The 16,140-nt window shown below is 42.6% G+C and carries 18 protein-coding genes; 2 read left to right on the top strand and 16 right to left on the bottom strand.

What is annotated here, in order from left to right:
• Positions 1 to 169: 169 nt before the first annotated feature.
• The 9 genes from C7Y71_RS12235 to C7Y71_RS09820 form a co-directional block, all read right to left on the bottom strand.
• The gene (locus C7Y71_RS12235; RefSeq protein WP_111897536.1) at positions 170 to 430 is read right to left on the bottom strand and encodes a TIGR04149 family rSAM-modified RiPP; all 261 of its coding nucleotides are present in this window, start codon (positions 428 to 430) and stop codon (positions 170 to 172) included.
• 61 nt (positions 431 to 491) lie between these two features.
• Positions 492 to 749, bottom strand: coding sequence for a TIGR04149 family rSAM-modified RiPP (locus C7Y71_RS09855; RefSeq protein ID WP_111897535.1), 258 nt, complete (start codon positions 747 to 749; stop codon positions 492 to 494).
• Between the two features lie 130 nt (positions 750 to 879).
• Entirely contained in the window at positions 880 to 3,627 is a 2,748-nt protein-coding gene (locus tag C7Y71_RS09850) for an outer membrane beta-barrel protein (RefSeq protein WP_193215904.1), read from the bottom strand.
• A gap of 115 nt (positions 3,628 to 3,742) precedes the next feature.
• Positions 3,743 to 4,027: a TIGR04149 family rSAM-modified RiPP gene (locus C7Y71_RS09845; protein ID WP_111897533.1), complete on the bottom strand. Its 285-nt coding sequence runs from the start codon at positions 4,025 to 4,027 to the stop codon at positions 3,743 to 3,745.
• Positions 4,028 to 4,123: 96 nt separating this feature from the next.
• Positions 4,124 to 4,972: a glycosyltransferase family 2 protein gene (locus tag C7Y71_RS09840; protein WP_111897532.1), complete on the bottom strand. Its 849-nt coding sequence runs from the start codon at positions 4,970 to 4,972 to the stop codon at positions 4,124 to 4,126.
• Positions 4,973 to 4,974: 2 nt separating this feature from the next.
• A complete protein-coding gene (locus C7Y71_RS09835; protein WP_111897531.1) occupies positions 4,975 to 6,216 on the bottom strand; it encodes a glycosyltransferase in 1,242 nt (413 codons plus the stop codon).
• A complete protein-coding gene (locus C7Y71_RS09830; protein WP_111897530.1) occupies positions 6,213 to 6,908 on the bottom strand; it encodes a lanthionine synthetase LanC family protein in 696 nt (231 codons plus the stop codon). The genes C7Y71_RS09835 and C7Y71_RS09830 overlap by 4 nt, the downstream gene beginning before the upstream one ends.
• Positions 6,909 to 6,915: 7 nt before the next feature.
• Positions 6,916 to 8,469, bottom strand: coding sequence for a vitamin K epoxide reductase family protein (locus C7Y71_RS09825; protein WP_111897529.1), 1,554 nt, complete (start codon positions 8,467 to 8,469; stop codon positions 6,916 to 6,918).
• Between the two features lie 339 nt (positions 8,470 to 8,808).
• Positions 8,809 to 9,222 carry a DUF3244 domain-containing protein gene (locus C7Y71_RS09820; RefSeq protein WP_111897528.1) on the bottom strand — a complete coding sequence of 138 codons (414 nt, stop codon included), beginning with the start codon at positions 9,220 to 9,222 and terminating at the stop codon, positions 8,809 to 8,811.
• Positions 9,223 to 9,534: 312 nt separating this feature from the next.
• On the opposite strand from C7Y71_RS09820, the gene C7Y71_RS09815 reads away from it, so the two are divergent.
• Both C7Y71_RS09815 and C7Y71_RS11900 read left to right on the top strand, forming a co-directional pair.
• A complete protein-coding gene (locus C7Y71_RS09815; RefSeq protein WP_111897527.1) occupies positions 9,535 to 11,334 on the top strand; it encodes a tetratricopeptide repeat protein in 1,800 nt (599 codons plus the stop codon).
• 217 nt (positions 11,335 to 11,551) lie between these two features.
• Entirely contained in the window at positions 11,552 to 11,704 is a 153-nt protein-coding gene (locus C7Y71_RS11900; protein WP_193215903.1) for a hypothetical protein, read from the top strand.
• Between the two features lie 15 nt (positions 11,705 to 11,719).
• Here the strand turns inward: C7Y71_RS11900 and C7Y71_RS09810 are convergent, their stop codons facing one another.
• The 7 genes from C7Y71_RS09810 to C7Y71_RS09780 are packed head-to-tail and all read right to left on the bottom strand — an operon-like array spanning position 11,720 to position 16,134.
• Positions 11,720 to 12,280, bottom strand: coding sequence for a hypothetical protein (locus C7Y71_RS09810; protein ID WP_146739333.1), 561 nt, complete (start codon positions 12,278 to 12,280; stop codon positions 11,720 to 11,722).
• Between the two features lie 53 nt (positions 12,281 to 12,333).
• Positions 12,334 to 12,606 carry a hypothetical protein gene (locus C7Y71_RS09805; RefSeq protein WP_111897525.1) on the bottom strand — a complete coding sequence of 91 codons (273 nt, stop codon included), beginning with the start codon at positions 12,604 to 12,606 and terminating at the stop codon, positions 12,334 to 12,336.
• 6 nt (positions 12,607 to 12,612) lie between these two features.
• Positions 12,613 to 13,443, bottom strand: coding sequence for a hypothetical protein (locus C7Y71_RS09800; RefSeq protein WP_111897524.1), 831 nt, complete (start codon positions 13,441 to 13,443; stop codon positions 12,613 to 12,615).
• An 11-nt stretch (positions 13,444 to 13,454) separates the two neighbouring features.
• Positions 13,455 to 13,940, bottom strand: a complete 486-nt coding sequence (locus tag C7Y71_RS09795) for a phospholipase D-like domain-containing protein (RefSeq protein ID WP_111897523.1) — start codon at positions 13,938 to 13,940, stop codon at positions 13,455 to 13,457.
• Complete coding sequence (locus C7Y71_RS09790) at positions 13,924 to 14,526, bottom strand: hypothetical protein (protein WP_146739332.1); 603 nt, start codon at positions 14,524 to 14,526, stop codon at positions 13,924 to 13,926. Before C7Y71_RS09790 ends, C7Y71_RS09795 begins: the two co-directional genes overlap by 17 nt.
• 10 nt (positions 14,527 to 14,536) lie before the next feature.
• Positions 14,537 to 15,151, bottom strand: coding sequence for a hypothetical protein (locus tag C7Y71_RS09785; protein ID WP_111897521.1), 615 nt, complete (start codon positions 15,149 to 15,151; stop codon positions 14,537 to 14,539).
• A gap of 29 nt (positions 15,152 to 15,180) precedes the next feature.
• Positions 15,181 to 16,134 (bottom strand): hypothetical protein, encoded by a 954-nt coding sequence (locus C7Y71_RS09780; RefSeq protein ID WP_111897520.1) that lies wholly within the window; start codon positions 16,132 to 16,134, stop codon positions 15,181 to 15,183.
• Positions 16,135 to 16,140 lie beyond the last annotated feature (6 nt).

Below are 16,140 nucleotides of genomic sequence, written 5' to 3'. Positions count from 1 at the left end.
ATGCCATTGAAGAAGAGGGTGTGTCAAAAATGAGGAAGTCAACAACAAAGGCAAGATTATTTCAAATCTAACCAAATACGAAAAAGCATCGTTGAATAATCAGTGTGTTAGATTTGGATATCTGCGCGACAGCGTACTCAATTCACTTTGCCACACCCCCAACATACATTTAATACTTCTTCAGAAGAGACGATGTTCCATCACAATACTTTGTCAAAACAGATGTAACGCCACTACAACGGACGAAATTACCATCGGATGCTATACAAGTCCCATAACAATTAGTAATATAAACACTTTGTTGCGTACCACAATCTGATGTACAATTTGACACTCCATTACCACTGCCACTACCACCAAAAACATATTTCATCTCTTCTTGAGAGAGTTTTGTGGCTGTTTTAAAGGTCACTTTTTTGATAGTTTTCATAAATCAAATAATAATTCGTTTATAATTATTGAGTAGATGATATTTTTTTATAAAATAGCTATTATACAATTTGGGTAGTAGAGGAAGTACCATTACAGAATTTAGTCATAATTTTTGTCGCGCCACTACAGGTAACACCCGAACCTGGTTTTGCGATACAAGTTCCATGACAATCTATTATCTCTACAGGCTTACGATTACCCTCGCAGCTTGTATCACATCTTGTCATTTCGGATCCGCTACCGCCGAACACGAACTTCATCTCCTCAAGGGAGAGCCTTGTAGCCTCTTTTAATAGCACTTTTTTGATTTGTTTCATTGTTTTTTTGTTTTTTAGTTAAACATTTGTGGATTTTACTCCACGTGAATTATACTTTGTTGCGCAAAAAGTATCTATTTGTTTTTATCTCCAATATAGAAAACTCAGAAGAGTCCAGTTTGAAATAAAACTATTTCTGCTTCTTTGTGACATTGAATCGCCACGAGAGTGAGAGCATCATGTATCGTGGAATGCCATTGTGCCATGACTCGGTTCGCCCCTGCGCATTCATCACATAATGCGTGTTAGAAAGTTGTTGCAGGATGTCGTAGCCCCTAAGCTTCGCGAGAAGTTTTCCTTTGAGGAAACTGCACGTCAGTTGGGCATTCAAGACCCAATCGGTTGTGTTCATCTCACTCTGCTGATAACCTCGACGAGCGTGCATCGTCAAGTTCGACGTAAACTGGAAATTCGCAGGCAGTTTCAGCGTCGTGTTGAAGCCGACTTGATAGTCGCATGCGTTGATGCTCTCAAACCCCTTTCGATGGCTAACGACGAGATAGTATGTGCCACCACCATGTAGCGTGAACTCGTAATTGTTGTTGAGCCGAAAGTTCAGTTTAAGGTTTTCACTAAGCAAATGGTTATTGACGATGCTGCGCATAGTCGAGGCCATACCCGAGACTGAAGCCATATCAATACTATGGTAGTATTTGTACCTCAATTGGTTGTCGATGGTGAACTTCGTTGCCTTGTCGAGCGCACGTGAGTAGCCGAGGCTTGCACTGGAGTTCCAGTTGCCGTTTACGCTGATGGGTCTAATGGTGTTTGTTCCGGTATTCTTGTCGAACTCATTGGCGTAGGCTACGGCATTGTCCTGTTGGTTGTAATCGAAGCGCAACCAGTAGCTCTGCTGATAGCTACTGAGTGATCGACTCAGATAAAGCGATGTGCTATAGTTGTGCTGATTGCGCAGGTCAGGGTTGCCGAATCGAATGTTGAGCGGATTCGTGTCGTCGCGGTAGCTGATGAGCATCGTCATATCGGGAATGTCAGACCACATTCGGCCCTCTAAGGTCCATTTGAGACCTGAGAAGAAGCCTGTGGCGTAGACATTCGGTTCGAAAAACACGGCGTTACGCCTTACGTCGTGCCGACCGAGGCGATTATAGAAGATGTTGTTATGCGCGATGCGCAAAGGAAGCAGCAGACTCCAGCGTTGGAAAATGCCACGATAATTCCGATTGGCCATTTGTGGCTCAGACATTACTCGAACACTGAAACGATGATGATTCTGATACTCGTGAAAATCGTAGCTGTTTTGGCAGTCGAGCACATCAACAAGAGCCTCGCGGGTCGAGGGTAGTATATCCCAAATTGTGGAATCGCGACCAGCGAGTTTTTCCAACCGATAGAGCATATTCGAGGACTTGTTGTAACGGTAGTTGTATTCATATTCTGGTGCTATTATCCATCCTGGCCAATAGATGTCATATTTGGTGCTTGCCTTGATGTTCCACTGCTGATGGCTATTGTCGAGGTAGGTGTTGCGGAAGTCGCATGGTGTCTGTCCGTTTGTATATTGGATGTCGCTGAGCAAAAATTGGTCGATGCTGTAGCGGTTGTAGTTGGCACTGAGATCCCATCGAAGCATATCAACGATGATTTTTGTGCCACCGCTGATGGAGCCGTTTGCAACGATTCTTTGATTCTCGTAAGAGCCTCGTGTCAGCATTTCGTTGAGAACCGAAATCGAATCGCTTGTGGTCTGTTCGGAATGGCTGAAATTGTTGTTTCGAATGTATTGCAGACTGAAATCACTCTGATTGAAAGCCCTGTCTTTTTCAAAATTATGATAAAGATAGCTTTTGAGCAGTGTTGATTTCGGAGTGGAATGGCTATGTTGTTTTAGAAAAGAATCGCTCTCAGGCAGATAGGTCTGCGTATTCATGCGCGACTCGTTGTTTCCATTGGTATGGTTCAATGTGATGTCGCCACCCAGTTTGTTTTGCCTGTCAAAAAAACGTGTATAGCTGAACACCGCCTCGCGATTGATCATCCGTCCGTCAATGGTTTCCTGCGGAGTCCAGCCAAAACCATTGTTTCCATAATCATACCCTATTTTCTGGTTGTCGTTTAAATTATTGATGCTACCCGACCCCATCACCCATTCATTATCCGACATTTTCATACCGAAGGCCCTTGCCAGATAACGCTCGTCGGTGCCGCCCCCAGCCTCAGCGTTGCCGATGTAGGTATTGGAATACTCCTTTTTCAAGTTTACGTCCATCACATACCGCTTGTCGCCCATATCACGCTGCATAATGCGCGAAGCGACACCTGCCTCGTCATAAACCTTGATTTTGCTCACCGTGTAGGCGGGCAAGTTTTGCAGAGCCACCTTTGGGTTACCGCTGAAAAAGTCACGTCCGTTGATGAGGAGACTCTCTATTTTCTTACTGTTCACGAAAATTTCGCCATTCTTCGTCAGTTGCGCTCCCGGCAATCGGCTCACCAATGCGTCAAGCATCGAGCCCTCGGCCAAGTTAAAAGCATCAGCATTATAAACAATCGTGTCGCCATTCATCACCATTTTCACTTTTGTCGCCTTCACGATTGCTGGTGGCAGCAAAGAAACTCTTGTCATACGAATAGTTTTAACTGAAATAAACGTTTCGCGATTACTGCGTAATTCAAAATCCATGTAACCATCATCATATCCTTTACGTTCTGCCTTGATGATATATTTTCCGACTTTTTGAATTTGAAATCGATACATTCCAACTAATTGGTCATCTATCTTGGGGATTGTCATAGATGAGGCGATAACAGTGCTATCGCTTTTCATCAGAGTCACATGAGTACTATCCATACCTATTCCCGTCATATTATCTACTACATAGCCCTGTACTGTGTGTTCGTATTCCTTTGCCCCCATTTGCAAACATCCTATGCATACAAATGAGATGATGATACATATTTTATTTATCTTAATCATAAAAAACAAAATGACTATCTGCAAATATTCAACATTGCAGATAATCATAAAACATCTATCTAGGATTATAACAATACATATTTTTGTGTACTTCTACAACAGAACCTGTAGGCTTTTTACAATATCCACGTATTAGGTTTTCGTACTGCGTTCCACTCAAAATACAAAAATAGCAACTATCCCATTCCGCCTTTCCTACGCAGGCACTTTCCGGATCATCTTTAACTCCAGCGCAAGCTCCAGATTCACTTTCTAAACCGCTACCACCAAATACATGCTTCATCTCTTCTTGGGAGAGCCTTGTAGCCTCTTTCAAGACTACTTTCTTGATTTGTTTCATTGTTTTTTTTTTTTTAGTTAAACATTTGTGGATTTTACTCCACGTGAACTATACTTTGTTGCAACTAAAGTATCTATTTGACTTTTAGGTATCTATTTACTTACTTTCCAGTATAGAAAACAATCGATAGAAAACTCCGAAAATAGTCTCTTCGTCTATCAAATTTTTCCCGTTTAGAGCTACAAAATTATCATATAAATTGGAGATGTGTTTTTTATACTCACCACTTTCGTGCTCAATCAAATAAGACAGTAATTCATTACGTATCTTTAGCGCTGATGCTTCCTGTGTATTATGATGCATTCTGCTTACTTGTGATTCTGAAACACGATAGTCAATGAGTGGTTCAGGGACAATATACAGTCCACCTCCGAGCAGAGCAATCTCCGTCCATAGTTTATAATCCTCCGCGTATGGATAACCGTTTTTATAGTCCAGCTCGTTTGTTTCCAAGTATTCTTTTCTCATCATAGTGGTTGGGTGAGAAATGAAATTGCCGACGAGAAGCAGCGACTTGAAGTGCGGAAATCGTCCTTTAATGCCTGCGTTGTATATATCTGTTCCGCCCATCCTTTGCATATAGGAACAGCACAAAACTATTTCCGGCATGGTTTCCATTACTTCTACTTGCTTTTCCAAACGATGCGGTTTCATCTTATCGTCTGCATCCATTCGTGCGATGTATTTTCCGCGGCTCTCTACTATTCCTTTATTGAGGGAAGCTATAAAGTCGTGACTGTTTCTTATCAGACGAATACGAGAATCCTTATATGTCTCAACAATTTTCACGCTGTCATCAGTGGAGCCATCGTCTATTATCAACAATTCAAAATCTGAATATGTCTGTGCCAATATACTATCGACACATTCTTTGATGTATTTGGCAGCATTGTACATAGGAAGTACTATGCTGACAAGAGGAGAGTTACCTGTCTTACTGTTCATAACTATAATGAATTTATCAGTTCTACATAATGTTGACGCATCATTTCAGCATCGTAATGCTCCAAAAGATTTTTTTGAGTTCTCTTCCTGTACATTTCTCTTTCTTCCTGCTGAAGATGATATGCCTGACTTAATGCCTTTAGGAGGTTTTCAACAAGTCCGTTCGTTTTATCCTCTTTCCTGTCCGGTATGTGAGCAACAAGTGCATTATCTCCTTCTTTAAACATCTTCTGAAGTCCCCATCCATCGGTGGCAATTACTATTCCTATGTTCTTCATCATTTCAAGGCCTGCAAAACTGCATTGTTCTGTGTAAGACGGTAGAACGCCAAAATCAGCGGCCTTATACCACAGATCAAGTTTTTCTTTTGGGATAAGACCTGTATAAGTGACGTGTGCCGCGCTGTTTATAGAGTATTTTGAACATTCTGAAAAGTTTTCTACTCCTCCTGCAATGACTAATCGCGTATCTGGATATTTAAGGAAAAACTTGTCATAAGCAGCAAGCAGTTCAAAAAGTCCCTTTGCTTTTGTAGGACGACCGACAAACAAGAACAGTTGTTCATCACCCTGAATACCCAAATTGGACTTCGCTTCTTTTTGTGCCTGCATCCTGTGAGAATGTTGCAAAGACGATATTTCTATTCCATTTGGAATAAGCCATATCTTTTCTTCCGGAACGAAATAACAATCTTGCAACAGGTCGTAAGTAGATTGATTCAGACAAACCACAGCATCGGCAGTTCTATACATTGTCCGTTCATTACGACAATATCTGCGGACAAATTGCTCTACTCTCTTGTCTTTCCCACAGACTCTTTTCTTCTGCAAAATATGTTGAAGCATTTCAACATCCCCAAGACAAGGAGAAGTCCAACCCTGATCATGAATGGTAAAGACAATTTTTGATTTTGGGAAATTTCTTCTCAACGCTTTCATAAAGTCGGCGCAGGGAGAGTGGTTGATGAAAAACAGGTTTTCAGGTGTATCCTTGATATACAGAGAAAGCAATGGAAACACTTGGCCTCCATTCATTAAGAAGTCGCCACGGTTGCTAAACGGGATTTGATAATACCTGTAACCATCCTTTACGGAAATACGCAAATGGCCATTACTGTCATTAAATGAAAGGAAGTTGACATCACATTCAGTATTTCGGAGGCTTTCAAGGAATTGTGTCATAAAAGTTCCCACGCCATTCTGCTTGGAACTGATATGCTCGTCTATTAAAAAGATACGCTTCATAATGATTGCTCCACTGTTCGGTTTATGAGTAATTCCAATTGACCTGCCGTTCCCTCTTTCAGAGTCAGAAACTTGGGATTATATTTTGGTTTGATAAATCGTAATAGTTGAAATCCATAAAAATTTTCGCTGCCATTGATGCCTTCGATGAGTTTTGCAAACAGATTTTGAAAATCTTGATTTTTCTGATTATTTATACATAATTGCCGTACTCTTGTAACCAAATTTTCAAGGTAATCTTTATCAAAAACTCTTTGTCCTGCCCGGTTAGCACCCTGCAAGTGTGCCAATACATAGTGAAGTGTTCCCTCCAAGCCGGTATCAAGACTTGTATCTTGAATTCTCAGCACATCGTGTTCCATAATTTTTGCATCCACTTCTTGGAGCAACTCAGCCGAGTTTCCTTTCATATAGTCGTTTTGTATAAGATATTCCAACCCCCAGCCTATGCCGCATAATCCATCTGCAAAATCTATACTTACTGTTTTGGTCAGCCGTTTTAAGATGTTCTCCAGGAGGAGTTCGGAAACTCTCTCTATCTGATGCTGTTTCCTGACTCTTGCATAGTGAGCCAAAACAATGACTATTCCCATTTGCCCGTTGAGAAGTCCTAATGCAGATGGCATATCATTAGAGTGAAGTACCAAATGATTCAGGAGTTTTTCTTCATTTGTGAATATTCTTGTTTTCATTCTATTTTTATAGTCCGTTGGTAACTATGAAGAGAAGGTCTTGTGTGTTGTATGAATCAGGCATTTCTTTCCCATTAAATAGCAATGTAGGAGTAGCATTAAAACCTGTCAGGTTCTTCCATCTTCCATGATTGTTGAACTCTTCTTTCACAAACAGAGTCTCAGTGTCTAATTCACTACTGAAAAACTTTTCCTGCTGGCTTTTCCCACCATCGTACCAGGCAGATAATAGTTTCCATGTGTGCTCTTCTCCGCGTTGTTCGTATGAAGCCATCATCAATTTATTCACCATGCTGAGATCTTCTGAGAAATAGGTAAATACATATTGTATCTGACATCCTGCGGCATATAGTTCTTCTATTTTCTTATGCATTGATGCACAAGGATTACAATAGGGATTGCTGAATACAGTTACTCTGTAAGGGGATTCTTTTTTACCAAAGATAATTCGTGAGGCTGTTTCGCTATTATCATGATTAGGCATAGAATCGAACATTTTTTCAATAATATCCTTGCGATACTTGAGCAATGCTAATTTTGCTTTCCATTCGTTGGCTTCACTTGCTTTTGCATATAGTCTAGAAAATTTGCATAGCAAGAGGGTAAATGCAAGATAACCTAAAAGAAGGATAAAGATTCTTGAATCTATATAATCGTGAATAGTTGCAGGTGAAGATGTCATAGAAAAGAAGCCCAATACTGCTTGTACCAATATAATAAGTTGGATAAACAAGCAAAGAGGGCACCAACTTCCTGCCTTTACTTTCTGATACCAAATGCTCCAAATGGGATAAGGCAATGCACAAATAGATACTATCGGGAGATATTTAGAAGCAAATGGAGGAAAGGAGAAAGCAGCTATAAGATTTACAGAAAAATAGGCTAACCCTATTTGTCCCCAACCATATCGACCAAACAGTTTTGCTGCAGGTGTTTCCAGGACGTTGTTACAAGTGGACTTCTTGAAAACGGAACACAACCGATCAGCCGCTTTGCTTTCTACATGAAGGGTCTTTTGAATGATTAGATAGGAGACGAATGCTCCAAGAAGTCCCAATAGGCTACTCAGAAAGAGCAGTATATCATCATATACTTTATTTGCAAAGAATAAGCAACAGACTGACAGGAAAATGGATAATCCTATGACACTCCACTCGGACTTCTCCAATATTTCCTTGCGATGATGTTCTTTATAGTTAGGTTCTGAAGATTTTTCATCGGGATAAGCAAGGAGAACGACCCCAGTGAAAATGTCCTTGAACTTTGAATAATCTATTTTGATGTCATCTCCATACCAGTCATAGACCACTTCCTTGTCGCTTAATGACTTTACGATAACAATATCATGTGCTGCTTGAGCAATAAAAGGTGTTTGAAGTTGTAGAAACTCATCCTTCTTCTCCAATTTCAGTGCCTCATTCTCTATCTTATAGCGAGACAACATCTGACCCAATCCATATAAAGTATATTTATACGGATGCTCATTATACACCGTATCTGTAAACTTTTCTGTATGAACAACTTTAAGGTCCGATAAGAATCTTTCGAATGGTGTCGCCATCTTCAAATATGATATAGATTATTTATTAAATAGCTTCTGTCAGCGTGATATTACAGCGTGGACTGAAAGCCATTAAAGTTTACTTAAAATTAAGTAATTGCCAGCAGGAAACTCTTCTTGTATTTTTGAACTGTTGTTTTTTTAGTTTTTGAGACTCTCAACGCGGTTTTGACAATTAAAGACAAATTGATTAACAAACTCTCGTAGTATTACGGATTTGTCCCTGTTTGGGGCACAAACCGTAATACTGACTGCTGAAAGATTACAATAACAAATTAGTAACATTTAGACTTACAATTGTATTGGTTTTCTTCATCTATTGAGAGTAAGAATACGATTCTAAATACCACCAGGCTCAAATTCGCCAATATAGGTACGACCGTTCATATAGATTATTATAAAGTATAACCCTTCAGATAGGTTGCTAACATCAATTGTTGTATACACGTCAGGCTGGATGGTCATAATTTGCTCTTCTATGATAACACCTGATTCGTCCACAATTTGTACTGATAGCCCATTAATTAATTCTTCTGACTCGAAATATAAAAACTCTTCTGTTGTATCATAATAAACAACAGGTAATGGCTGGTTCAGTGCCGGGCCTCTATGCCTACCGTGTGAGTCTCCTATAATGTCACCGTTTAACATGGTGAAAGGAATAGGTATAGAATCCAACGATTGCGCTAGACCGAAGCTGAACAGACAGGAAAACATTGCGAAAACGCAAATTCTTAAATTAATTTTTTTCATAATGATAGTTATGTTTGATTAAGTTTGTGTTTGATACGTTTTGTTTTTAATTAAGCGAATGCAAAGTTACGAGTCGGCATAATAATCCTGCAAACAAAAAGCGTCCTATTAATCCCGCGAAAATCCCAAAAACTAAATCTAAAAATTTACCCCCCCCCATTTACAGTATTGATTATCAATGTGTTAAACAAACATTTTTATGAGATTATTTTTAGCAAAAAAATAAAGTAATTGTAATAACGAGTGTTAAAATAGAGGCGTTTAACACAAATCTTAGTACATTTGCACTTCAAAAGATTTTAGTTTTTGCTTATGAAGAAAGTTGCAATTCTAGTCTTGTGCATAATCTGTTCATTTATTGTTGGAAAATATTTTGGCAGTTTTAACGCAAACTCAACAAGTCAAAACTTACAAGACTTTTTGGCGCATGTTGATTCTCTTTGCTATTCCGAACCGAAGAACGCCTGCGAAAAGCTTGACTCAATAGAGACGCAAATAGAGAACATGGAGGACAGAACGAGGCATAGGTATCTCCTCTTAAAGATTAAAGCACAGGACAAGGCTTTTATTCCTCATACTTCCGACTCGCTAATTAAAGAAGTTGTTTCTTATTATGACCAAAACGGCTTCGCTAATGAAAGGATGGAAGCCTATTACTATTTGGGGAGTGTTCACAGAGATATGCACGACGCCCCCGGTGCTGCGAGGAATTATCTGAAAGCAGTTGAAATAGCTCAGCAGACTGATGAGAAGATTGATACATTGATACTTTCTAACATTTATTCACAGCTTTCATTCATATACTTCAAGTTACACGATTTTAAGAATGCACTAAAGTTTTCCAAAAATGAGTACCTCCTGCAAGATAGGATTGGCAAATTGGATGAACGCAGCCTGATGGATGTAGCAACATGCTACCAACATTTAGGACTGAAAGATTCTATGCAACTCTATTATGACCAAGCTATCAACCTTATTAAACAGGATGCTTCCTATAGCTCAAACACAGATATTATTGCTGAACAGGCTTCTTTCTACGCAAAGGAAGACAGCATAAAGAAAGCAACTGAACTCGTATCGCTTTTAGATGACCATTTGGACGGCAGAATACCTCGAAATTATTACATGGCAAAGGCCGTTTATTTCCAGCATGCAAATCAATTGGATTCGTCTGCTATATATTATCAGAAAGTTCTTGAGTCAGATTTGAGCCTTAGTGGAAATTGTGAGGAAGCACGAGGACTGATGGAGGTCTTGTCCGAACAGGGAAAAACTGAAGACGCTTTGAAATACGCTCATCTATATGCGACCAACATTGACTCGTTTAACCTCAAGCAGCAACAGGCATTGGCAGAAGATGCTCACAATGAATATCAGTACAACCGAGACATTGAAGCTGAAGCTGCTGCATACAAGAAGTCATCTGCATTGTGGCGAACTTCTGTGTTTGTATTACTCATTTCCTTCTTGCTGGTTGGGATTATAACCTACATATACATGAAATACAGGAAAAAGTTAAAGCATAAGCTATTCAAAAAGGATTTGGAATTGCACGACAAAGAGAGTATTATTGAGAATCAGAGAAGAAGTATTTCAGAGCAACAGAGCATCATTGCCGGCAAAGAAGTAGAAATTCAAAGAAATGAAAGCATAATAGAACTTAATCAAGTGAGAATAGAAAAGCAGGACAAGATTCTCGCTCAACGAGAAAAGATAATAGAACAACAAAAAGAACGGATCAAGAAAACGGAGGAAAGAAATACGAGATTGACCAAAGTGAAATTGAACACAGCAGCAGGTGTCAGTAAAAAGAAAATATTCAGAAAATTTAAAGATGCTGCGAACTACAAAAATGGCGTTCGTATAAATGGTGATGATTGGTCGTTACTTATGGATGCCATCAATTTAGCTGACCCTGATTTTCTTTATAAGGCAGAAAAACGAATCAAAAAACTGAATGAAAGGAAATTAAAAATTTGCTATCTGCTCAAACTGGGATTAAGTTGGTCGGAAATAATGGTGGTTACAGATATTCCACGAAGTTCTGCTCATCGCCTTTCAAAAGAAATATCAGAACTTCTTGGTGATGCGCTGGATGATAGCGATGTATAATTATATACCTATAGAGAGTAAAGGATAGATGGATTGGTGATTTATTGATAAGACTGTTGTAGAGCTCTTTGAAGACTCAGTTGTGCAAGACAAGGTCTGAGAGACAAAGGGATATGGGGAATAGGAAGTGCCAAGGATGTAGGTTCGGTTTTGAACATCTGTAAGACGGAAAGCCGATGGGCGTGAGGAGTGCTGAAATGGTTTACAGAGTATAGCTGTGAGTTTAGACGTATACATCCGTACACCATTTTCCACTTCGTCGTTAACTTCAAGAGAAGCAAGTCCGACAAGCGGAAGTTCCTGCCAGGGCATAGGGTCACGAACAAGGGCTATGGCTTGGGCTGGCAGAATGATGGCGCGTTTCAAATGATAGGCGGCGCAATATTCAATTTTGCGGATATGTCGCAGAATGGGCTGGTTCATTTTCGTATATGGGTTTTACTTCGATAACTTCGTACTCTGCGGCTTCGATTTCTTTCTTGAAACGCTTTTCCAACTGTTGCGTAAGCTGCAACACGTTGGGGATGCGTTGGAAGCCTGCCACCGACGGGTCGCTGGTTATCTCAAACTGCTGTGGGATAATCTGCGAGTAGTCGGGGCCTGTAAGTTGCTCGTGGTCGAGGCGCGTGAACTTGCCGAGCGAAGCGAGGACTTTGGCGAAGGCTCCGGCATCGCCTTTGTCGCGTGCCATCTGAAAGCCTTCCTCGCAACGTGCGATGAATAAGTATTGATACCAGTCGCGTGTCATCTGCTGGAGGTTGCCCAGACAGAGCTTCAGCAAGCGGAGGTCTTCGTAGGCTTGTGTGTCGCCCAAGCCGTTTCGCCGCTTTATCTCGGCGAGAATGTGGCGGTCGCCTTGTTTGGGGTTGCGAAGCCAATAAGAATACATATCCCGAAGCCGATACAAACGCTGGCGCACGTCAATCGGGACGTGTGCCTTTTCCATTTCTTCTTCGCTTGCGAAAAGAAAATCTTGGGTGCGTTTGATTAGTTCGGGGTTCACTCGTCTTGTAACATTTTAAGTAAGTGGCTTCGCATAGCTTCGGCAGCTGACGGCGATCCTGCTTCTGCAAGTTCGATGTCCTGCTGACGCATTTGCAAAGTTAGCCGTGCCTTTGCTTTACGATAGGCGATACTGACGGGGCTTTCGTGGTCGGACACCGCATCGCGCAGGTCGCCTTCTGGGATGTCGAGCAAAAGAGCAATGTCACTGATGGGTGTCATTTGCTCGGTGAGTTTGGTTAGTTCGTCAAGGTCTATGTTTATCATCATTGTGAACTATATGTTTGCATTTTGTATGTCTTGTTTTCCGCGTGTGCGGTAGTTGCCGGTTGCAGGGTCGCAGTATGCAATGCGGCTAAAGAGGGTGCGCTTACCATTTTGTACACGAAAGAAGTATTGTACTACAAGGTCTTCACCTGCGGGCAGATTTAGACAACATAAACTACCGCTATAGTCATTGACCATACCATAGGTTACAAATACGCCATATTTGTAATCGGTGTATCTTAAAACGGCTTGGTCGAGTTCTTCAAAAGTGGCGAATGTTCCTAAATTCCTGCCAGGCAGACTATTTATCAACCTGTCATAAATAGTAGGATTCACTACACCCGATGCTCTTGCTGTAGCAAATGGCAATTTGAGAACGACCTCGCCATCTTTATTCTTCAAATCCAAGTCAATGGTGTTGGGTGATACTTGCGTAGGTATCAATGACTCAATGGCTTCAATTTTCTTAATGGGGTCTGTACTTAAATCGCCCGTAAGGTTTAGTGTTTCAGTGTTAAGGTTGTCGTCATCTTCCCCACCCTCCAACTCGGTGCGTGGAACAAGACAAAAGGCATTGCTGCTGTCGAGTACACTTTGATTTGCCGAGCCTTTGTTGAGCCATAAGGTCAGTCGATAAATACCTGTGTGTTTTTGGTCTTTACCCAAAACGGAGGATATGATGGTATCGCCGTCTGTTTCAAAGTCAAGAGGCATACGTAGAGCTACAGCATCGTGATGCAGGAAGAGTGAAAGGTTGTATGCAGACAGTTCACGACTTTGGCCGTCTATCTTGATTTGCCAATTTATATTGATGTCTTTACCTATGCGGATTTTCTTCATGACGTGTGTTTCTAATGATTAAATCCGTGAAGCTGTGCAGTTTTACGTTGCGCGAGAATCTTTAGGCAATACTCTGCCGTGTCCTCGTTTTGGATGATAACGTAGTTTTCCAAGCGGTTGCCGCGTGTCTGGTTTTGGCTTGCCAAAAGCACGACTGGATATGCGCCCTCTATGACAAGCACCTTGCTGTGGTTGTCGCAGAAATTGATGCGGTCGTAAGCGGAGCGGAGCAACGGGTGCATTTTGGCGTTCTTCTCTGCGGCTTTGGTGTCGCAGTAAAGTACACTCTCCGTTATCATCCCCTTGTTTTTGAGCATGATGAGCTTGCGCAAAAACTCCTCGCCATTACCGAAGGTGCTGGCGGTTATCTTCGCCTTACCCGTGAAAGCAAGTATTTGCTCTAAAACGTAGCCGAGTTGGAAAGCATCCGTTAAGAACACTTGGCACTCGGCTACGCACGGGTCAAGGATAGTAGGCTTCTCACGAAGTTGGCGCATTGGATGATTTCTTTTTGCTGATGCTGCGCTTGGGCTTTGCAGCCTTGGCGGTATTGGGGTCATAACTGTCGTACTTCGCCCAGTTCTCGCGGTATTGCTTATCCTGCTCGGATAGCACTTTGAGGTATTCGTATCTGTCGCAGGGCTGTGCGTCGTGCATCTGCTTCAAGGTTTCAAAGGTCTGTTTGAGTTTGAAGTAGATTTCTCCGTTCTTCTCGTACAAATCCCTGATGTCGTCTGGCAACGTGTCATGGTCGGCACGCTTACCAGCAAACTGCGGCGACGGGTTCTCCGCATCGGTGCTGATGGTGGGTACGTTGTCCTCAATGCTTTTCTTGGCTTGGGGAACAACGCGCTTTTCCATGTCTGCGACTTCCTGCAAGGTCAGTCCGTCCAGGCGGATTTGCAGGTGTTTCTTCAACTCGTATTCGAGTTTGGAGAAGTTCCGTGTACGGAGGATTTGCTGGTGCATCCACTTGTTGCGGTTCAAGCGCAGCAGGAGTTCCGCTCCCTCTTGCAGGGAACGGGACTCGCTGGGCGCGTTGAGCCACGCTTGCATGGCTTGGGTGAATTTGTTGTCTAACATATTTCTGCTGTTATTGACCGTGTGTTTCATCGGAAGTGATTTCACCTGTTATAGGGTCTATCTCGATGTCGCCATCTACGGTTTCAATCGTACCGAAATAGTAAGGTGCAGGGCATTCGTCCGTCACCTCGATTTCAATGGTTGTACCGAAGTCACCCGATACGCCCTCGCCGCTGTCCTGCTTGGGCTTGGTGTCCGTCTCGAACATCTGGTTGCCCAAGACACGGAACTTGCCGTTGCGACGCTGCACGAGATACACGAAGTCATCGGAGTTCGCCTGACGGCAGAACGAGCTGGCGAGTTCATCCGTCTCCGGGTGTACGACACTCAACTTGTTGAGGAACGTGCGCGAAGGCTTGTCGCCCTGGCTCTCGCTTTCGAGTTTGCCCTTATTGTCGATGATGTCGATATACATCCACTTCTTATCTGCGGCAAGGGTGAAGCTACCGTCGTAGATGGAAAAAGTGGAGACCATATCGCCAGCGACAGGGCGCAGCGTCGGCCACGAAACAATCCACGCTTTGGGGATGAAGTAAAGGCGGTTTCGGAGTCCTGGCAGGACGGTTTTGCCCTTGCAGAACATGAGGGAGGCATACACGCCTCCATAAGTACATCTGTTTGGCATAGTGCTATTTGTTTAGAGTTATACGAATGTTAATGCAACTCTGCCACGAAGAGACGTTCCTTGCTGATGGTCTCGAACTGAACGCCGAAAAACATCGTAGCCACGAAGGACAGGAGAAACTCGTGGTGCTTCTCAATAGCTAGCTTTTCGGCGTCGAGTCCGTCACCATAGCCGTAAATCATATTGGATTTAGGCGTGAGGTGAATGTACGGCGAGTTGCGCTTGCTTACCAAGGGGACAATCTCGCAGAGGTTGTCTGAGCCTTCTAGGAAATGCTTGTTGTATTCCTTGTTGTAGAGCACGCTGCCGAAGGTGTTCAGATATGCCTTGTTGTAGGCACGATAGACGGGAACAGGAACAAAGAGTTTGGTCGGTACACTCTGGAGGTTGTCGTCCGCACCTTCGTAGATTCCCATGAGGATGTCGAGGGCGTTGTTTTCGTCGATGTCAGCCGTGAGCTTCTTGTAGTTTCCTTCGGTAGTGTCAATCGTTCCAGCCGTGATTTCAGCAGCGGTAATGGTGTCAAAACCGTCAAAGAGGTCTTGTGTGTGCGTGCCAGCCGCGTTGCGCTGTGCGCTCCAGATTGCGAGGTTCAAGTTCTGTCCCAGCTGTCCTGTCAGATAGTTGAGTATCTGATGAGCAAGGTCAAGGCTTGTGAGGGCTTCGCCCTGAGTGATAAACGAGCCATAAACCGTCTTGGCGGCTTCGTTAAGGTCGAACTTCTTGATGACACTGCCGAGGAATGTCTCCAGCGTGCGCGGTGTGATAGCCACGCCCGTGTTATCAACACGGCTGGCGTTGTAGGGGGCAATTTCGATGTTGCCGGAAAGCTGGCCGACAGTCTCGCGACCTGCCACTCCTGGACGGCCTGTCATGTGCTGAAGCGTTGCTTCGGCTGCAATGATTGGCATGAGCAGCAGCTCTTTTTTGTACTGATGCGCGGATTTCTGCAAATCCACGTCTGTAATGTTGATAGTTGGCATTTGGGT

It is taken from the genome of Pseudoprevotella muciniphila (assembly GCF_003265305.2).
Taxonomy (GTDB): Bacteria; Bacteroidota; Bacteroidia; order Bacteroidales; family Bacteroidaceae; genus Alloprevotella; species Alloprevotella muciniphila.
This window is presented reverse-complemented; position numbering and strand designations above follow the sequence as displayed.